The sequence below is a fragment of the Sphingobacterium bovistauri genome, from assembly GCF_020295405.1.
GTDB classification, from domain to species: Bacteria; Bacteroidota; Bacteroidia; order Sphingobacteriales; family Sphingobacteriaceae; genus Sphingobacterium; species Sphingobacterium bovistauri.
This window is the reverse complement of the sequence record NZ_JADEYP010000005.1, coordinates 35659-53293: the sequence shown is the minus strand read 5'-3', so window position 1 is coordinate 53293 and position 17635 is coordinate 35659. Positions and strand designations below refer to the sequence as shown.

At 35.2% G+C, this 17635-nt stretch carries 15 protein-coding genes; 2 read left to right on the top strand and 13 right to left on the bottom strand.

What is annotated here, in order from left to right; translation table 11 throughout:
* Positions 1-14 precede the first annotated feature (14 nt).
* From porM to IPZ78_RS04195, 5 genes are all read right to left on the bottom strand, one after another.
* Positions 15-1538 (bottom strand): type IX secretion system motor protein PorM/GldM, encoded by a 1524-nt coding sequence (porM, locus tag IPZ78_RS04215; protein WP_225551685.1) that lies wholly within the window; start codon positions 1536-1538, stop codon positions 15-17.
* 40 nt (positions 1539-1578) lie between these two features.
* A complete protein-coding gene (gene porL, locus IPZ78_RS04210; RefSeq protein ID WP_225551684.1) occupies positions 1579-2226 on the bottom strand; it encodes a type IX secretion system motor protein PorL/GldL in 648 nt (215 codons plus the stop codon).
* Positions 2227-2271: 45 nt separating this feature from the next.
* Entirely contained in the window at positions 2272-3573 is a 1302-nt protein-coding gene (gene porK / locus IPZ78_RS04205) for a T9SS ring complex lipoprotein PorK/GldK (RefSeq protein ID WP_225551683.1), read from the bottom strand.
* A gap of 198 nt (positions 3574-3771) precedes the next feature.
* A complete protein-coding gene (locus IPZ78_RS04200; protein ID WP_225551682.1) occupies positions 3772-4539 on the bottom strand; it encodes a uroporphyrinogen-III synthase in 768 nt (255 codons plus the stop codon).
* 10 nt (positions 4540-4549) lie between these two features.
* Complete coding sequence (locus IPZ78_RS04195) at positions 4550-5536, bottom strand: DUF4271 domain-containing protein (RefSeq protein ID WP_225551681.1); 987 nt, start codon at positions 5534-5536, stop codon at positions 4550-4552.
* 44 nt (positions 5537-5580) lie between these two features.
* Between IPZ78_RS04195 and IPZ78_RS04190 the strand changes: the two genes are divergently transcribed.
* A complete protein-coding gene (locus IPZ78_RS04190; RefSeq protein WP_225551680.1) occupies positions 5581-6147 on the top strand; it encodes a DNA-3-methyladenine glycosylase I in 567 nt (188 codons plus the stop codon).
* On the opposite strand, the gene hpt is transcribed toward IPZ78_RS04190, so the two are convergent.
* Positions 6144-6689, bottom strand: a complete 546-nt coding sequence (gene hpt, locus IPZ78_RS04185) for a hypoxanthine phosphoribosyltransferase (RefSeq protein ID WP_225551679.1) — start codon at positions 6687-6689, stop codon at positions 6144-6146. The genes IPZ78_RS04190 and hpt overlap by 4 nt on opposite strands.
* Entirely contained in the window at positions 6676-8724 is a 2049-nt protein-coding gene (locus IPZ78_RS04180) for a transglycosylase domain-containing protein (RefSeq protein WP_225551678.1), read from the bottom strand. Before IPZ78_RS04180 ends, hpt begins: the two co-directional genes overlap by 14 nt.
* Positions 8725-8878: 154 nt before the next feature.
* On the opposite strand from IPZ78_RS04180, the gene IPZ78_RS04175 reads away from it, so the two are divergent.
* Positions 8879-9946: an Mrp/NBP35 family ATP-binding protein gene (locus IPZ78_RS04175; RefSeq protein WP_225551677.1), complete on the top strand. Its 1068-nt coding sequence runs from the start codon at positions 8879-8881 to the stop codon at positions 9944-9946.
* A 134-nt stretch (positions 9947-10080) separates the two neighbouring features.
* On the opposite strand, the gene IPZ78_RS04170 is transcribed toward IPZ78_RS04175, so the two are convergent.
* From IPZ78_RS04170 to IPZ78_RS04145, 6 genes are all read right to left on the bottom strand, one after another.
* Positions 10081-11157, bottom strand: coding sequence for a RagB/SusD family nutrient uptake outer membrane protein (locus IPZ78_RS04170; RefSeq protein ID WP_262903832.1), 1077 nt, complete (start codon positions 11155-11157; stop codon positions 10081-10083).
* Entirely contained in the window at positions 11154-11555 is a 402-nt protein-coding gene (locus tag IPZ78_RS04165; RefSeq protein ID WP_225551676.1) for a hypothetical protein, read from the bottom strand. Before IPZ78_RS04165 ends, IPZ78_RS04170 begins: the two co-directional genes overlap by 4 nt.
* A 16-nt stretch (positions 11556-11571) precedes the next feature.
* Positions 11572-13896 carry a SusC/RagA family TonB-linked outer membrane protein gene (locus IPZ78_RS04160; RefSeq protein ID WP_225551788.1) on the bottom strand — a complete coding sequence of 775 codons (2325 nt, stop codon included), beginning with the start codon at positions 13894-13896 and terminating at the stop codon, positions 11572-11574.
* Positions 13897-14529 carry a carboxypeptidase-like regulatory domain-containing protein gene (locus IPZ78_RS04155; RefSeq protein ID WP_225551675.1) on the bottom strand — a complete coding sequence of 211 codons (633 nt, stop codon included), beginning with the start codon at positions 14527-14529 and terminating at the stop codon, positions 13897-13899. It abuts the gene before it with no gap.
* A gap of 659 nt (positions 14530-15188) precedes the next feature.
* On the bottom strand, positions 15189-16109 hold the full coding sequence (locus IPZ78_RS04150) for a DUF1735 domain-containing protein (RefSeq protein ID WP_225551674.1): 921 nt from the start codon (positions 16107-16109) through the stop codon (positions 15189-15191).
* A 14-nt stretch (positions 16110-16123) separates the two neighbouring features.
* Positions 16124-17626 (bottom strand): SusD/RagB family nutrient-binding outer membrane lipoprotein, encoded by a 1503-nt coding sequence (locus IPZ78_RS04145; protein WP_225551673.1) that lies wholly within the window; start codon positions 17624-17626, stop codon positions 16124-16126.
* Between the last annotated feature and the right edge of the window lie 9 nt (positions 17627-17635).

Genomic DNA, 17635 nt, shown 5'->3' with positions numbered 1-17635 from the left:
GAATATTAATTCTATTAATTAGTTACTTGAAAAGTAATTGCATTTAAATTTTGAGCCATACCATCTGGCCCAACACCCACTATATCATATATCATCACTACTGATCCAGATGTTATACCAGATAAAGCTGTCTTCATCTGACCGCTAAATGAGTTTCCAGACGATGAATAAGGTCCTATAGGATCTACTCTTGGCTTCGAGATATACATATTAAATTTAGTCACTTGAAATTTAGCATCAAAATCAAAGTTTTCTAATGATGCTGATACAACAGACTGCCCCCTAAGTTGTGCCGCAGATATACGACCGCCATCCTTACCTCCAACTTTCGCGGTAGGCTTTGGAATACGTTTCACACGAAATTTAGAGACACCAAGATTCTGAGTTTTACCATCTACTGTCGCTGCGACATTTAGCGTCACCTCACCAGGACTAGATACACGAGCAGAATATTTTCCACCGCCTTTCGATGATAATGTTACTCCAGATCCTGATAGTTTTAATGATTCAACAGGTACACCAGGAGCTGAAATAGAAAGTGGGTTGTCCACTCCAATGTACATTACATTCATTGCATCAGGTGATACTACAGCTGAGGGCTTTGATACCTGAAATGTCATTGGCTCAGTTTCATAAACCTTTACTGTCCCATCTGTCTGTTGCACAGAAATCGAACCCTTCCAAGTATGTGTACCCACACCCGGTGTATAAGAATAAGCTCCTTGTCCATCTGTAACAGGAATTGAAGAACCGTTAACGGAAATTTTTGGATTAGATTTTGAATCGTATGCTGTTAAAAACACCTTTGCTGTGTAGGGTTGACCTGCGATCAAATAGGACGTAGGAGCTACCGCTACAGCCGCAAATTTATCCAAATTGACTACAGCTTGATCCATCTTTCCAAAGATATGCTTCACCACAGCCGATTCAGCATTCTTAGCATCGGCATTAATCTTTTCCAAAGCAGTGATTGCTGCCGTTAATGGGATACCATCTCCAAAATTTGACTGCTCCCATGATTTTTTCACACCTCCTCGAGGAGCAGGGTCTGTAGCATCGAGTGCAAAATTAACCTCATTGTTGGTTATTTTTTTCAACTCAGCAGCAGTAGAATTAATAGCATCGCGCAATTGCTTTCCACGCCCCTCGTTGATCATCAATCGAGCAGAAATATCTGTACTACTTCTAAATTTTACATCACCTGTTTCTTCGTCAATACCACCACCTTCAGAAGCTAACAATTTATTGTATTCCGATACTTGGTTAGTTAATTTTGCAATAACTGCTTTTGCCTGTTCAGCTTTATCCAATATAGGTTGGGCTCTTTCAGGGTTTTCTTTCAGTTTGGTTTCCCTGAAAGCCAAAAACATATTATCAATACCCGATTGTGTATTTTGAGTTGAAGTACTTAAACTGTTACCCAGATTTTTAAATGCATCTAAAATTGAATCACTTACATTGAGTGCTACCAAACCAAGTAACACTAAATAAAGGATTCCAATCATCCGTTGTCTCGGAGTTTCCTTATGTCCTGCCATATCTTGTAATTTCTCTACTAAAAATTAGATTTCACTACAATTATGAACGATTATTGATATTCATCGCTGACAACATATTGCCATATACCGCATTTAGTGATGACAAATTCTTATTGAAAGTCGACACTTGCTCTTTAAACTGTTGCATATCGGCAGAAGCTTCATTGAAAGTTTGTAAATCTGCAGCTGCACGCTCAAAAGCACTACTTAACTGAGAAGCACCATTAGAAGCTGCATTTAATTTATCTGCAAATTGGTTAGTGGCTACGGCTGTATCAGCTACCTTTGAAATCGAAGCAACTTTATCACCGAATGAACGCAGGCCATCCCCCAAATTACCGATAAGGTTTTCATCAATTTTTGCATCTTGTAACAATCTATCCAATGCTGCTGTATTGCCTACAGCTACAGGTTGAGAAATTGCAACAGGCTGAACACTACGCGTCGGTAATTCGCCATTAAAATTTTCATCCAATTCTGGGTATACGCGAGTCCAATCTACATCCTTTTCTGAAGCCATGAAGCCCATTATAAAAAATAATAAAGCCTCAACAGCAAGTCCAATACCTATCATCCACTCTCCACCCTTGAAATGAAGTATCTTAAACATCAATCCAACAATTACCACTGACGCTCCCCAGTTTATCAATGTGTTAATGCCAAAACCAAATTTGCTTTTTTTTGCCATCTCTATTTAAGTCTATTTAATTAGTTAATTTCTTATGTTAATTATTTATCTCATTACAGATCCCGCAACACGTGTTACAGACCGAAATCCTACATATGATTTTGCCGTATCTTGAAATTCGTATTGTCTAGTCCCATTTTGAAGGAAAAACCCAACATCTTTCCAAGATCCACCACGGACAACTTTACGCTTCAACGTCTCTGAATCTTCATTTCTTGCTGAATAGCTATAAGTTGGATTCATATCATGAACATACGAATATCCAGCTTCATCATAAGTCGATTGCGTCCATTCAGACACATTTCCAGACATATTATAAAGACCATAGTCATTTGGGAAATAGGAATAAACAGGAGCAGTATATGCATAATTATCGTCCATGTAATTCCCGCGACCAGGTTTAAAGTTGGCCATTAAGCAGCCACGAGCATTACGAGCAGTAGGTCCTCCCCACGGAAACTGACTCCCCACACGTCCTCCCCTAGCAGCATATTCCCACTCCGCCTCTGTCGGAAGCTGATAATCAAATCGTTGCGATTTTTTGCTTTTAACAGCTTGATTATTGTACAATTGAGTCCTCCAACTATTAAAAGCTTGGGCTTGCTTCCATGAAATTCCCACTACAGGATAATCTTCATACGAGGGATGTGAAAAGTATCCTTTGACCAATGGTTCATTTGCCGCATAATGAAAATCCGACATCCAAACCGTTGTATCTGGATATATACCTATTTTCTCTCTATAGATAAAATCCGAACGCTTTTTAGTCTTATCATTTTTATGGCGAATGGCATTTTCAAAATCATACCATTCATAATGGTAATTTATTAGCCTAACATCAAGTTCATTTTTACCAAACACTTTATCCTCTCCTTGATAATACATAGCATCTATTCTTGCTCGTACGTCAGGGGCTGTTGATTTCCATGGAGATTGTCTACGTAGCTTCTCCCAATCGATATGTTTAGTCGCACTTTGAGTTTGACTTTGGATAAAATAGGTTGGATCACCCAAATAGTCAGTAATAAGAATCGAGTCACGCACCCAATTTACAAATTGACGATATTCACTATTTGATATTTCTGAATCATCAATATAAAATGGCGCAATTGTAACCTGTCTATTCTGTGCAGTTTGGGAAAACGTAATATCTTCATCGGACTGCCCCATGATAAATGTACCACCAGGCACAAGCACCATCCCATAGGGTGTTTTATTTTTTTTTAATTTATCTAATCGTACACCTACTAATTCTCCATTTTGTGTAGATGTCTTACAGCCAATAATTAATACAATAAGGAATAGTCCGAATAGTTGTTTTAAAAGTCTCAAATGATTGTTAATCATAAGTTTATAGCAAAAAAGGTTAGTCCAACATGTAACATGCACGTTGAAAAGCACATAAAAATATGTAATTAAAGCTTTTAATAAAAGTTTAATTAAAATTAATTATAAAATCTTTAAACTTTTATCTACATCATAATAAAAAAGGGATGGTATATATTATACCATCCCTCTTCTACTTATTTATAACAAATGTTATACTTATTTATTCACTAATTTAATGTATTGTTCCACTGCCATGGTCATACTTGGAGCAACAGGGGTCGGCGCAGGAATATCAAGAATTAATTCTTTTTCCAATAAGACTTGTTGAGTAGAAGAGCCAAAAGCGGCAATACGCGTGTTATTCTGTATGAAATCAGGAAAGTTTTCGTACAAAGATTGTACACTCGACGGGCTAAAGAAAACTATAATGTCATAAAAAACATCTTTCAAGTCTGTAATGTCACTAATTACTGTTTTAAACAAAACTGCAGGCGTAAAATCATAACCATTCTCTTGCAGCCATTTCTGAGTTTCCTCATTAGCAACATCAGAGCATGGGAATAAGAATTTCTCTTTGCTATGCTTCTTCAAAACCTCTTCCAAATCTTTAGCCGTCTGCTTTCCGAAAAATATTTTTCGCTTACGGTATTGTATATATTTTTGTAAATAGAGTGCAATCGCCTCAGAAATACAGAAATATTTCATTTCTGCAGAAACCTCAAAACGCATTTCTTCACAAACTCTAAAGAAATGATCCACAGCATTCTTACTTGTAAAAATAACCGCCGTGTGTTCTGCAAAGTTGATTCGTTCTTTTCTAATCTCTTTTGCAGGAACCCCTTCCACATGAATAAAACCACGAAAATCTAATTTCAAGTTGTATTTTTCCGCTAAAGCGAAGTATGGTGACTTGTCATTTTCTGGTCTTGGTAACGTAACTAAGATGCTTTTAACTTTCTTAGCTCTAGCAACATCAATCTGCATAAAAATTTATTTAATTGTTTAGTGATTTCACTAATATCAAAATCGGTGCTATTTCTAAGGCACAAAGATAAAGAATTAAATAAAAGATTGAAAACTTTAGATGACCTAATAAACTTAAAGCTGTACGTAATATTCGATAAGAAAAGATCAAAAGTACACCTATGCCCAATATAACTGCTAAATAATCTAAATAATAAAATGGTAAAAATATAGCTAAAATTAATATTGGGATGAGGATTAACATCGTATTGAAATAAACAATGTACAATACAGTGATATAATCTCTAGCCATTCTTTTAGCTTCAAAAATTACCGAAATTATTCGAATGAGTAGAAGTTTCGCTACAAATAGTCCACCTATCACAAGTGATAACCTAGTGAAATTGCTAATCGTCATGAACAGTAAATCTTCCTTTGCACTTACATATATGACTACAAAAAGACCTAATGAAAAGCTAAATATGATATATAAAAATATGTAAGGCCAAGATGTGAGCATATTATCTTCCTTGCTTATCTGCGCCAGCACCCTTTCATTAAAATACCCATAAACAACATTCAAAAAAGTAACGCTAAAGAAAATACGTACTAAAGCAAGCCCTACTAAAATCAGTACTAAAGCTACCACCAACCAGACAGGCCTGTGAAATTTGTCTACTGTCGGAGATACTGATTTTTGCCTCTTCAGCTTATCCATTTTATTGAACCAAGCTGATAAATCGGTATATTCAATTTCTATGAGAGACAGCAAACTATCTTGCAAGACATTCTGTTGCGCATGCACAGTAGTATCTATAAAGATATAATTAAATGATGTCGCATTTGCATCAGACGGCATAACTGAATCAATATGCGAATTAGAAACTAATGACCCTGATATATCTCGAATAGTGTCTGACTGAAAAGCTTTGATAGGTAATAAATACAGAAGCGAACAAATCAATAAGATATATTGTTTATTTTTTATAATTTGCTCTAAAAGTATTCTTCCTACCATACAATGCCAAAGGTAGGATTTTACACCAAAATTTTAAATACTATATGACAAGTACTATAAATCGATGTCCATGGTGTGGAAATGACCCACTTTATGTTGCCTACCATGATCAAGAATGGGGTAAACAAGTAAAAGATGATAAAACATTATTTGAATTCTTGGTATTAGAGTCCGCTCAAGCTGGGCTAAGCTGGTTCACCATCCTAAAGCGAAGAGAAGGCTACCGTAAATTATTCGCAAATTTTGATGTTAAAAAAGTAGCTGCATTCACTGAAGAAGATATAGAACGAATAGTACTAGATCCAGCAATAATAAGACATCGTGGAAAAATAAGTGCTACCGTAAGAAACGCACAAATTTTTATAGAAATTCAAAAAGAATTCGGATCATTCTACAACTATCTGTATAATTTTTTACCGAATCAACAACGTAAAGAAAATAGCGTACAATCAATGAAAAATGTAACGGCAGAGACGGAGGAATCCAAGGCTATTGCGAAAGATCTAAAAAAGAGAGGTATGAAGTTTTTTGGCAGTACGATATGTTACGCATATATGCAGGCTGTCGGAATGGTCAATGACCACTTATTGAGTTGTGACTTTAGGAATTAATCTCCTAAAGTCACTTCTTTGTATATATCTTTTAAATTCCGGAAGTGACCATTATAATCTAATCCATACCCCACCACAAACTCCTTGTCAATCTCAAATCCTACATACTCAATATTATCAAAATCATATTGCAAGCATGATGGCTTCATCAGAAGGGAACAAACAGAAATATGTTTAGCACCTTCCTGCTGCAATGCTACAATAGTATGTTTTAATGAATTCCCTGTATCTATGACGTCTTCGACAATGATAACTTCTCTATCTGTAAGATCAACCCCTATACCTATCAATTGTGAAATATGACCTTGAGCAGTCCCATGATACGAGGCTAACTTCACAAAACTCATTTCACAATCAATATTTATTTCTTTCATCAGATCTGCCATAAACATAAAGCAGCCATTTAGGACACCAACAAAAACAGGATTTCTGTCTTCATATTTTAAATTGATATCTATAGCAATAAGACGAATTCTTTTTTTTATCTGCTCATAACTGATGAAAGGTTCAAACCTCAATTCATCAATTTCAATTATTTTCATCTTTTCCTCCAATTAATTTGTCCAAAATAGATTTACGTGCCTTTTCTTCCGCTTCTATCTCTTGAATAATCAACTCGTGCTCTCCAAAAATGTCAAATGTAGAATCCCGAGCAATAGGTGCTTTGGGACGCAACGAAGGCTGTAGAACGACTTGATAAAAACCGTAATTCTCAGGTACAGACACCTCTTTTAACTCACCCATTTTATTCATAATCGAGCCATACGTATTAAAATGGCGCTGAACCCAACCTTTTAAATGTCCAGTATGCTCAAATGATGTTATACCTGTTTTGGGTCTCGGAATAATACTAGAAAGAAATAAGCTCTCCCCTAAATTTAATTCTTCTGGCTTCTTTTTAAAATAATATTCAGCAGCCTCAGTAATACCATATACATTACGTCCCCATTCGATTACATTCAAATATATTTCAAAAAGTCTATCCTTACTCACTCGACCAGAAGCTTCCATTAACCACACAAGAAGAATTTCTTCGAACTTGCGATTCATAGTTTTTTTACGATTCAGAAAAACATTTTTAACCAATTGCATAGAGATTGTACTCGCACCCCGTTTAAATTTTTTCTCTTTCACATTCGTAGCTATAGACAATTTAAACGCTTCTTCTTCAAAACCATTATGCTGATAAAAAAAAGGATCTTCTGTATTTCGAACTGTAGTTTTTAACACGTAAGGGATTTGGTCCAGCCTCCTAAAATTAGGATTCTCTGGCCCGACAACAAATTGTTTGGCTAAGATGGTATCATTATAGGCATCATATACAAACGATGTATTCAATGAGTCAATATTAGCACCACCCCAGGAGATAACTTTCAAATCCTCATCATCAATCTTAGACGCAAAGACAAGGTCATCCGGATTATCAAGATCTATAGAAAAGTCCAAATCATAAGCAATACTCCCTTCAACTTTGACACCTTCAACATTCTGAAACAACCCCTTTGGTAAAGCGTCAAAAAAATCTTGCGCTTGAAACATACCTGTGTGTATAGCTAGATCAATCCTTTTGGAAGGCTTTAACGTACATTTTATATTTGGTGATATGGAGAAGTCCTTAACTCGAATTGTAGAATTATCCTTCAATGCAAAATAATTATCCGCTATTTGGATTCCCCCATGCATTTCAGCTTGGGTCAGAACAATAGTAGAATCTGATAACCTGCGATGATTAATCTGCAGATTTTCGTAAGCAAACACTCCATCTACTTCTAACAATTCTTTCTTTATCTTTTTTACATCTTTAAGGTCAAATATCAGCTTATCAAAACTCACACTCAGCCCATATTTACTACGTAAAAAAGGTAGTTCTACATCTTTATCTTTGGATGAAACCTCTATACGCATTCGTTTATTTGCTCTATTGACCTCACCCTCCAACACCCATTCTGCCTCATGATCATTGAGTAGTACAGACGACTTAAAATCGCCAGAACGCATCTTTGCCTCAGGGATATGAATACGCTGTGCTATCTTTTCGTCCTTATATGAAACAGCAAAATTTGTAAGATCCAAATCATCCGGAACTAATGCAAAAAACTGATTACTCAACCTTTCAGCTAAATCAGCAAATCCCTTTGAAGATGTATTAGGCTCAGGCGAATTTGATTTTTTCTTTTTGAATAAAAAATCATAGTTACTGGAGCTATCTGACTTCACGAAAGACAGCGCACCATTTGTAACACCAATATCCCCTACTTCTACATCTCCAAATAATAAAGGAAATAAACGAACAGAAACAGACAGTCTATCCATTGAAGCCAATGTATCCCTGCCCTCTGGTACCACCAGAAGATTTTCGAATTCTATTGTTGTTAATCCCTTAAAATAACACTTATCAACAGAGAAATTCACATCCGAATCTCTCTTTAGCTTATTTTTAACACTAGCAATAGCCCTATCCAAATAGCCCTGTCGCTTGGACATTCCTACGGCAAATCCAATCCCTATAATTATTAGTAAACTAGCTCCAATAATGACCAACCATTTCCTTCTACGAACTGTAAAAAAATTCCTCATGGATCTTCACATTTGTAATTTGAAATAAAAATAGACTTTTATTGTGGAATAGTTGAATTACAAATAAAAAAAGCTCCACCTATATATTCAAACATATAAATGACAAGATTTTCTAACGTTATGATTAGTTTTGTAAAAATAGATTTCGCAAACCATGACTATTACGAAAGAACAAATATTACATGCACTTAGTCATGTAGAAGAACCTGATCTTAAAAAAGATTTGGTAACACTTCACATGATTCAAAATATAGAAATCCTTCCAAATAAAATAAAATTTGACGTTGTATTAACAACACCTGCATGCCCATTAAAAGGCCATATTGAGCATGCCTGTCGCAATGCTATAGCGTTATTCATTAGTAAGGAGATAGAAGTGGATATCAACATGACTTCCAGAGTTACAAGTGTCGACCCAAACCAGCTTAAGGGCATAAAAAATATTATTTTAGTTTCATCCGGTAAGGGTGGCGTCGGAAAATCTACAGTTGCGAGCAATCTAGCATTAGCTTTAGCAAATACAGGTGCTAAAACAGGTCTTTTAGATGCTGACATCTATGGTCCTTCATTACCTATTATGTTTGGGCTTGAAGGTGCTAAGCCTATGGCCTCACAATTACCTGATGGCTCAACAAAGATTGAACCGATTGAAAAATTTGGATTAAAATTACTTTCAATTGGTTTCTTTACGGATCCTAATCAACCTATTCCTTGGCGAGGGCCGATGGCTACTTCTGCTATCAAACAATTGTTTAATGATGCAGACTGGGGTGAATTAGATTATTTGGTTGTAGATATGCCTCCTGGCACAGGTGATATCCATATTACAGTTTCGCAAACGTACCCAATATCTGGAGCTGTCATAGTCACAACTCCACAGCAAGTTGCATTAGCTGATGCTATCAAAGGTATGGCGATGTATCAAATGGAAGGAATCAATGTACCAATACTAGGTATTGTTGAAAATATGGCCTATTTCACGCCTGCAGAATTACCAGACAATAAATATTACATCTTTGGTAAAGATGGCGGTAAACGCCTTGCAGAATCAAACAACGTTCCATTCTTAGGTGAAATTCCATTAGTAAAAGCTGTTGCTGATGCAGGTGATAACGGTTTCCCAATCATTCTTGATGATTCGGAATCAATAGCTGATGCTTACAAATCCATCGCTGGAAGAGTAGCTCAGGAATTGAGCATCTTGGCTAATATCAGTTCTTAATTAATAATAAGACCCTTTAAATTGCATTTATTCTTATACAGAAACTAGCAAGTTAACATATAATAAAACAAAATTTATATCATAAAATAGGGTTCAATAATTATTGAACCCTATTTTATTTTACAAAGAAAAAACTACCATCCTTTATTCTGCGATAAATTAGAATTTAAAGTGATCTCATAAGAAGGAATTCCCCATACAAACTTATCATGACCAGCAGGTATTGACAAATTGATATATCCAACACCTGTCTCTAGAAAGTCTGTCGATTGAGGAGACTTCCTAGTCATTCCCTCATTCCAACGCTTCAAATCATCAAGTCGAAAACCTTCAAAAGCGAGTTCTCTGAAACGTTCTGCCTTTACCTCATTCATTAATGCCGTACCCGACAAACCTGACAAAGCAGACAAGCCCCTAGCAACTCTCAACTCATTAAGTCTTGCCAATGCATTTGCCGGATCACTAACAACTGATGCTTCTGCAGAAATTAAATATAATTCTGCAACACGAAACACCTTAGGTGCATTGTGGTTATCTATTTCGCTGTTAATTAATACAGGATTTCCTGGATATTTATTTACAATAGTACCAGTATGCTCTTTTCCAGATTTATATATTTTAACTTCTTTAAAATATGCAGCTTTTCGAAAATCTCCAGCAGAATACGAATCAATTACCCATTGCGAGGGCACAAAATTTGGTCGATAGGTTTTTGAATTTGCTTCGTAACCATAATAAATACTGTTTTGATTAGGACGTTCAATTTTACTAGCAAACAGTTGTAGAATTGTTTCTTGAGTAGCATCTACTGCCCAAATAGACTTTACACCTGCATCTGTGTTAAACAATTTATATTTACCACCCTTCAAAACAGTTTCAGCTGCATTTTTAGCACCTTCTAAGTCGCCCATATACAACTTCGCCCGCGCCTCTAATGCAAAAACAGCGTCAATTGTGAATTTATTAGAGCCTGCAACTCCATTCACGCCACTCAATAAAGTTTTTGCCTTTGTGATATCATCCAAAATTAATGTATATGACTCCTTTAGGCTCGCTCTTTTAGGAAGCTCATTTAAATCAAAAGAGGTAACTAACGGAACCCCTAAATCAGCATCTGCTGTTGTAGCATTATAAGCTTTGGCGTATCTTAAAACTAAATTCAAATAATAATACGCTCTCACCAAGTGAGCTTCACCCAAATACTGATTCATTTTAGCTTTTTCAGCATCTGTAGTCGTTGGAATACTAGGGAATTTCCTATGGATAGATTAATATTTTTTAAAGCTCCATAGTAACCTAACCAAACATTACTGATTTCATAACTATCAGAATTGAAATCATCACTCCATCGGTGCGGAGATCCTATATTATTTCCAAACTCAATAGTCGCATTCAATACATCAGATTGAACATCCGACACCTGAGTATAAGTGCCATACACCCTACCTCGTAACTGTGCATAAAAATTATTACTCCATTTTTCGGCATCACTTACCTTGTCGAAAGATTGTGATTGCTCAATACTATCCATCGGAAACCTCTCCAAATCACATGATTTAAGAAATGTGGATATCATTAGAGCGACTAATATATATTTATATCTTTTCATTGTTCACACATTAAGATTAAAAAGTTAATTGTAGCCCAAATACTGATTGTTTTGTATTGGGGTTTACGCCAGTTGTTAAGTTTGAATCAACTTCTGGGTCAGCTCCTGAATACTTCGTAAAAGTCAACAAATTTCTGCCCGTATAATAAAACTTTGCTCCTTTAAAGAAATTTGACTTCTCTAATATCGATTTAGGCAATGCATAACCAACAGTAAAAGATTTTAACCTCAAAAACGAAGCATTCTCAATCAAGGAATCATCAAACTGTCTTGTAACTCCTATTTTAGGGAAAGCAGTTACATCACCTGGCGCTTTCCAAAAATCTCTCACCGCTCTTGTTTGATTCACCCCTGGGAATTGAGATGGATTTGAAAAAAAGAAAGAATCATTGTTAATCAAATACTTTCCTTGTGAAAAAGTAAAATATGACTCTAAATAAATGCCTTTATATCCTGCATTTAATCCAAATCCTCCGTTAATAGGAGCATATCGCTTAATTCCAGTGTTTTGTTGTAATGCTGCAGAACTAAATGTTGATGTAACATTTTCAGGATCGGTATTTGTTTTTGTATTATCCTCGCCAGGTACATACCATTCTAAATTGCCGTTATCAGGATTTACACCTTTTAACATAGGATAAAAAAATGAAATTGGATCTCCAACTACATAGCTTACACCTGTATTCGGTATTATCCAATAATCTCTACCTTGAAATAATTCTTTAAACTTTTGTTTAACATATCCAAAGTTTATAACTGGCGTTAAATAGTAATCAGGAGAACTAAAAACATCATAACTAATTTGAAAATTAAGCCCTCTATTATTTAATTTCCCTACATTTGATAAGATACTTGCATAACCAGTTGTATAAGGATAAGGAACATCCATTAACAAGTCTGTAGTATTACGATCATATACTTCAAACTCAATATTCAATCTCTTAAAAAATCGCGCATCAAAACCAATATTAGCCATCATTTGATTTTCCCACGTCAAATCGGGGTTACCAGCCACATTAAGCCCCCATGCAGAACTTGCGTTGTATTGACCTGAACTAACCGTAGCTAAATGTTGATAGTTCCATGAAGGTCCTGATCCCCCAGAATTACCAGATGTACCAATCGAAGCCTTAAGTCTTAAAGCATTAACCCAAGTATGATCTTTTATAAAATTTTCATTCTCCATATTCCAGTTGGCTCCTAATGACCAAAAAGCTGCTTTTTGATTATTTTTACCAAAACGAGATGAAGCATCCTGTCTTATTGTAGCATTAACAAAAATTTTATCATTAAAATCATAGCCGATTCTTCCAAAGTAGGAGTTATAGGCATATTCTGTTTTTCTTTGATTGATTGTTTGTCCTGATGTAACATTTGCTAATTGACTCAACCTATCATCTGCCACTCCTGTTCCAGAGGCACTAAATAAATCTGATTGAAAATCAGTATATTCTTGTCCAGCCAAAAATGTTAATCGATTGATTTCATTAACATTCCATTTATATTCTAAAGTGTTGGTTAGTGTTCTGGATACACCTTGCGACCAATCTTCTCCAGCTGTTCCGTTATTCAAATTTCCAACGTAAGAAGCTAAGCGACGAGAAGTTGTTCTATAATTATAATAATCCATACCTCCTTGAGTTCGCCAAATCAAATTTGAAATAGGCTTAACTTCAATAAATCCTGTTGGATTAAATTTCTGAGTTTTAACTTTTGAAGGAAACATATCAGCCAAATAATGAGGATGATAAAGAGCTAACCCAGGAATTTGTCGTCCTGTATATTCTTTACCATTTTCATCATAAGGCGTATACCATGGTAATGCTAATAATGACAAACCACCATTTAATGAATTTTCTATGTGCTGATTAGTTTGTCTTCTATCATATCCACCTCCAAGATTTAAGCCTAATTTAACCCAATTATTCAGCGTAGTAGTAATGTTTGATCGCAAAGTTATACGATCAAATCCTGATCGATACATTACTCCCTCTTGATCAAGGTAAGACGCAGAAACAAAATATTCTGTTTTATCAGAACCACCAGATATATCCATATCATATTGTTTCATCGGCACGTCTTGCTTGAAATATACATCAGCCCAATAAGTATCGTTAGGCCAATCCTTTTTGATTTGATCAATTTGTGCCTGTGTACGATAACTTGATTCTAACCAATATTGTTGCAATTCTTCCGAATTCATCATCTCTTTTTGAGACTCAGAACGCGCTAAATTAGACACTGACCATTGCGTCCTGGCATTAATAACAGCACGTTCTCCCTTTTTCCCCTTTTTTGTAGTAATATAAATTACACCATTCGCAGCTCTTGCACCGTAAATTTAGGTTGCGGAAGCATCCTTTAATACAGTCACGCTCTCAAAGTCATTAGGATTCATGGATACAATAGACCCATCAGCAACAGGTATCCCATCTAATACATACAAAGGTGTAGTTCCACCATTTATCGAGCCTACTCCATTCAGCCGAACTGACTGTGTAGCAGAAGGTTCACCTGTAGAAGTAAATACTTGTAATCCCGGTACTTTTCCTTGCAAAGCTTCCAAAGCATTTGCATTAGGCCTCCCCTCAATATCTTTAGCACTTACACGTGAAAAAGATCCAACAACACTTTTGTTGCTAACAGCATATCCAACTACAACAACTTCCTCTAAAGTCTGATTATCCGAAGCAAGAACTATAGACAGATTAGTCGAATTACCGATCGAAACTCTCTGAGCAGTATAACCTATATAAGATACGTTAAGTGAAGCCCCTGAAGAAACAGAAATTTTGAACCGACCAGACGCATCTGATTGTGTAGCAGTATTAGCTCCAACGACAGAAATGGAAGCTCCATTAATAGGAGTACCGTCTGAAGACGTCACCACACCACTCACTTCTCGAGTTTGCGCATAAGACATGCTTGTCGCACATGCTACTGCAAACATAGTACTGAGTAATTTTCCTTTCATAAAATATTATTAAGTTAATATCAGTACTAACATAATAATTATTTTCAATAATTTTCCTTATAATTTATAAATTAATCTTAAAAAGCACATAAACATATATGAAGATAATTTATTTCCCTTAGTGATATTTTCAATCAAATTTTTTTTAAGAAAAAAACCAAAAGAAATTGATATATATCATTTTTAAAAACAAGGTATAACAACACCTTTCAAAAGAAAACAATGGAGTAAGAAAATTTCAGATTATTAACTTATGTAACAAAAGTTAATATTTAAACTTATAACTTATTTAACAATTTTAATTTAACAGATGAAGGCTATTGATTAAGCTAATTGCATTTTTTTCAGAGCAATAAGCAAATAGAGATGTATATGCGAAAAAACTATGACCTAATCAATACAACCACTTAACGAAAAGGATATGACCGACAACGATTAGCAGAAAGTAATCAAGTTCCTTTCTTAGGCGAAATTCCTCTTGTTAAATCTGTTGCTGGAACGGTTTCCCAATCATACCTGACGATTCGGAATCAATCGCTGATGCTTACAAATCCATCGCTGGCCGAGTGGCACAAGAATTGAGTATCTTGGCGAATAAATAATAATTGTTTAAATAAAGGGAGAAAAGTTAAAACTTCCTCCCTTTAATATCAATTAATTTATCTCGATTTATTATATTTAATTACAAGATTTGTCACCTCCCTCTTATTTGCTGTTGGATTCCAGTGAAAATTTAATGTAAATGTTTTTGTCGCAGGATCATATTTATTAACTGCTCCTGGGATATTAGCTGCTGAAGCATTACCCAAAGCAAATACAGTCACTAAATTATTCGCTGGATTAACTCTAAACCTCAAATTATCTATACCTGCAATTCCTGATGCCCCACCTGCCCATCTCAAATTAGTTACCTCTACTGTAGTTCCATCAATTGATGATAATGTAATATTTGGATTTCCTTTCATACTTCCATTTAGTGCATCTCCTGTAGTTGGAACACCTGGCGCGCTGTACCTCTGCACAAACCCATCTTCCATTGAATATATACCATCATATATATTTTTAACACTAAATATAGATACAGTGCTACCATAATTGCCACTAATGATATAACCATTTTGTTCAATAGAATTAATAGTTATACCAAGTCCATAAACATCCGCAGGATTCAATTTAGAAGGATTAAGCTGCATTTTAAAAAAACCAGTTTTTGATCCTTTAGGTATTGTTATTTTATATGAATCTACGGTATAAAGATTTGTAGGGAAAAGTATGATATTTGACTTATTTGTAATATTGTAAGCAGTCCTTAAACTTTCATCATTAGATATTGCTAAATTAACTACTAAATCAGATTCTGCAACTTCTTCTGCAGCCAAATGGACTGGAACTTCAATAGTCAAAGTTTTGTCCTCAGAGGTCATAGAATTCACCTGACTTCTTTCTTCAAATCCAATAAACTTGTTTGCGTTCAAATTAATCAATCCATACTCTTGGTTTTCAACTAGCTCATCCTTCAAGCATGATGAAAGACTAAATATAAAAATCGTTATTAACGATAAACTAAATATCTTTTTCATTTTCATAATTATTTTTATTTGTCCCAAAATACTGTTGAAGTTTGAGCATCTATAGTACCTTCTGCTTTAACTGCCTCTGCATTATAATTATATTCCGAAGTTGGATATAATAATCTTTTTGGAATGACTCTACCGCTACGGCCTGGCGCTAATGACATTGGCAAATCAGTTGGCACCCCCAATCGTCTGTAATTTGAATATGCTTCAAAATTATTTATACCTGTTAAAGCTAAGTATTGCTGCATAGCAATTAAGTTAATTTTGTTAGTTGATGAAGCCCAATCTACAATTGGTAATCCACTAGCTAAATATGTACTAGCTGCATTTGTCACGCCTAAATAAGCAAATGATTCTTTGACTGCATTCTCATATGCTGTCTTCGCATCACCAGTAAGCCATCCACGTTGAATAGCCTCTGCTTGTAAAAACAAACTTTCTACTGAAGTAAAAAACCATTGAGGCTGACCAGCAGATTTTGCTAAACCAGGACCAGCAACGTCTGAAGAATTTATCGATTTAAAAGGATCAGAACTTGGTAAAATCTCTCCAAAATTATAACCATAATAAGTATTTCCACTTACAACAGTTGTCGCCTTACTAAAGAAATATTGATATCTTACATCATTATTATCCTCATATCTCCCTAACACATAGTTGTTTGCTCGGTTATAATCATCAGCAACAGCTCCTGTATAAAGAGTTTTATAGGCATTCCAAAAAGGATTTTGCTTTCCATTATCAACTACATAAACCGGTTGCACATTAGCTGTTTGGCCAGCATCTATAAAACCACCACCATTTGTCACAATTTTTGCAACTTCAGCAGCACCATTAAATCCTGACACTTGAGATTGACGTAAAATCAACTTCAAACGCTGAGTGTTAGCAAACTTAATCCAATTCGCAGCAACACCTTTGTAAACTATATCAGCTGAAGCAATACCTTTATTGTCTGATAAATTAGCAGGTGTAATACTTTTAAAGATAGTAACAGCAGTATCTAATTGACTAATCAAATCAGCATAAATAGCATCTCCTTTATCATAAGAAGGTAGTATGTTATTCGTCAAATCAAAAGCTTTAGAGTAAGGCACATTATTGTATTGATCTACCAAATACATAAACCCAATAGACTTTAGCACTTTAGCTATACCTGTATAAAAAGGCTGATTTAAAGCTGTCCCTTTTTTTTCCATGAGATCAACATCAAAAAGTAAATCGTACCAACCAGACCATTGTCCCGCTTGATAATCATTTGTGATTGCATAATCTTCTTGTGGATTAGTAGGTCCGTAGTTACCTCCTCTTGCCCAATAACCTGTCCAATGTGCTGCATAGTCCATGCTTACAGACATACGGGCAGCTGTTAAGTGTAATGATCTAGGCAATAACAACTCAGGCGTTATTGAATTAGCAGTTGGTGAATTAGGATTTTCATTAATATCAAAAAATTCCTTTTTACAACTTACTAACGACACCATTAACAACCCAATAATTAAATATGATAGTTTTTTCATTTTTTTTAC

Coding starts and splice junctions, on each gene's coding strand:
- porM (WP_225551685.1), bottom strand. CDS start 1,538: ATGGCAGGACATAAGGAAACTCCGAGACAACGGATGATTGGAATCCTT.
- porL (WP_225551684.1), bottom strand. CDS start 2,226: ATGGCAAAAAAAAGCAAATTTGGTTTTGGCATTAACACATTGATAAAC.
- porK (WP_225551683.1), bottom strand. CDS start 3,573: ATGATTAACAATCATTTGAGACTTTTAAAACAACTATTCGGACTATTC.
- IPZ78_RS04200 (WP_225551682.1), bottom strand. CDS start 4,539: ATGCAGATTGATGTTGCTAGAGCTAAGAAAGTTAAAAGCATCTTAGTT.
- IPZ78_RS04195 (WP_225551681.1), bottom strand. CDS start 5,536: ATGGTAGGAAGAATACTTTTAGAGCAAATTATAAAAAATAAACAATAT.
- IPZ78_RS04190 (WP_225551680.1), top strand. CDS start 5,581: ATGACAAGTACTATAAATCGATGTCCATGGTGTGGAAATGACCCACTT.
- hpt (WP_225551679.1), bottom strand. CDS start 6,689: ATGAAAATAATTGAAATTGATGAATTGAGGTTTGAACCTTTCATCAGT.
- IPZ78_RS04180 (WP_225551678.1), bottom strand. CDS start 8,724: ATGAGGAATTTTTTTACAGTTCGTAGAAGGAAATGGTTGGTCATTATT.
- IPZ78_RS04175 (WP_225551677.1), top strand. CDS start 8,879: ATGACTATTACGAAAGAACAAATATTACATGCACTTAGTCATGTAGAA.
- IPZ78_RS04170 (WP_262903832.1), bottom strand. CDS start 11,157: ATGAATCAGTATTTGGGTGAAGCTCACTTGGTGAGAGCGTATTATTAT.
- IPZ78_RS04165 (WP_225551676.1), bottom strand. CDS start 11,555: ATGAAAAGATATAAATATATATTAGTCGCTCTAATGATATCCACATTT.
- IPZ78_RS04155 (WP_225551675.1), bottom strand. CDS start 14,529: ATGAAAGGAAAATTACTCAGTACTATGTTTGCAGTAGCATGTGCGACA.
- IPZ78_RS04150 (WP_225551674.1), bottom strand. CDS start 16,109: ATGAAAAAGATATTTAGTTTATCGTTAATAACGATTTTTATATTTAGT.
- IPZ78_RS04145 (WP_225551673.1), bottom strand. CDS start 17,626: ATGAAAAAACTATCATATTTAATTATTGGGTTGTTAATGGTGTCGTTA.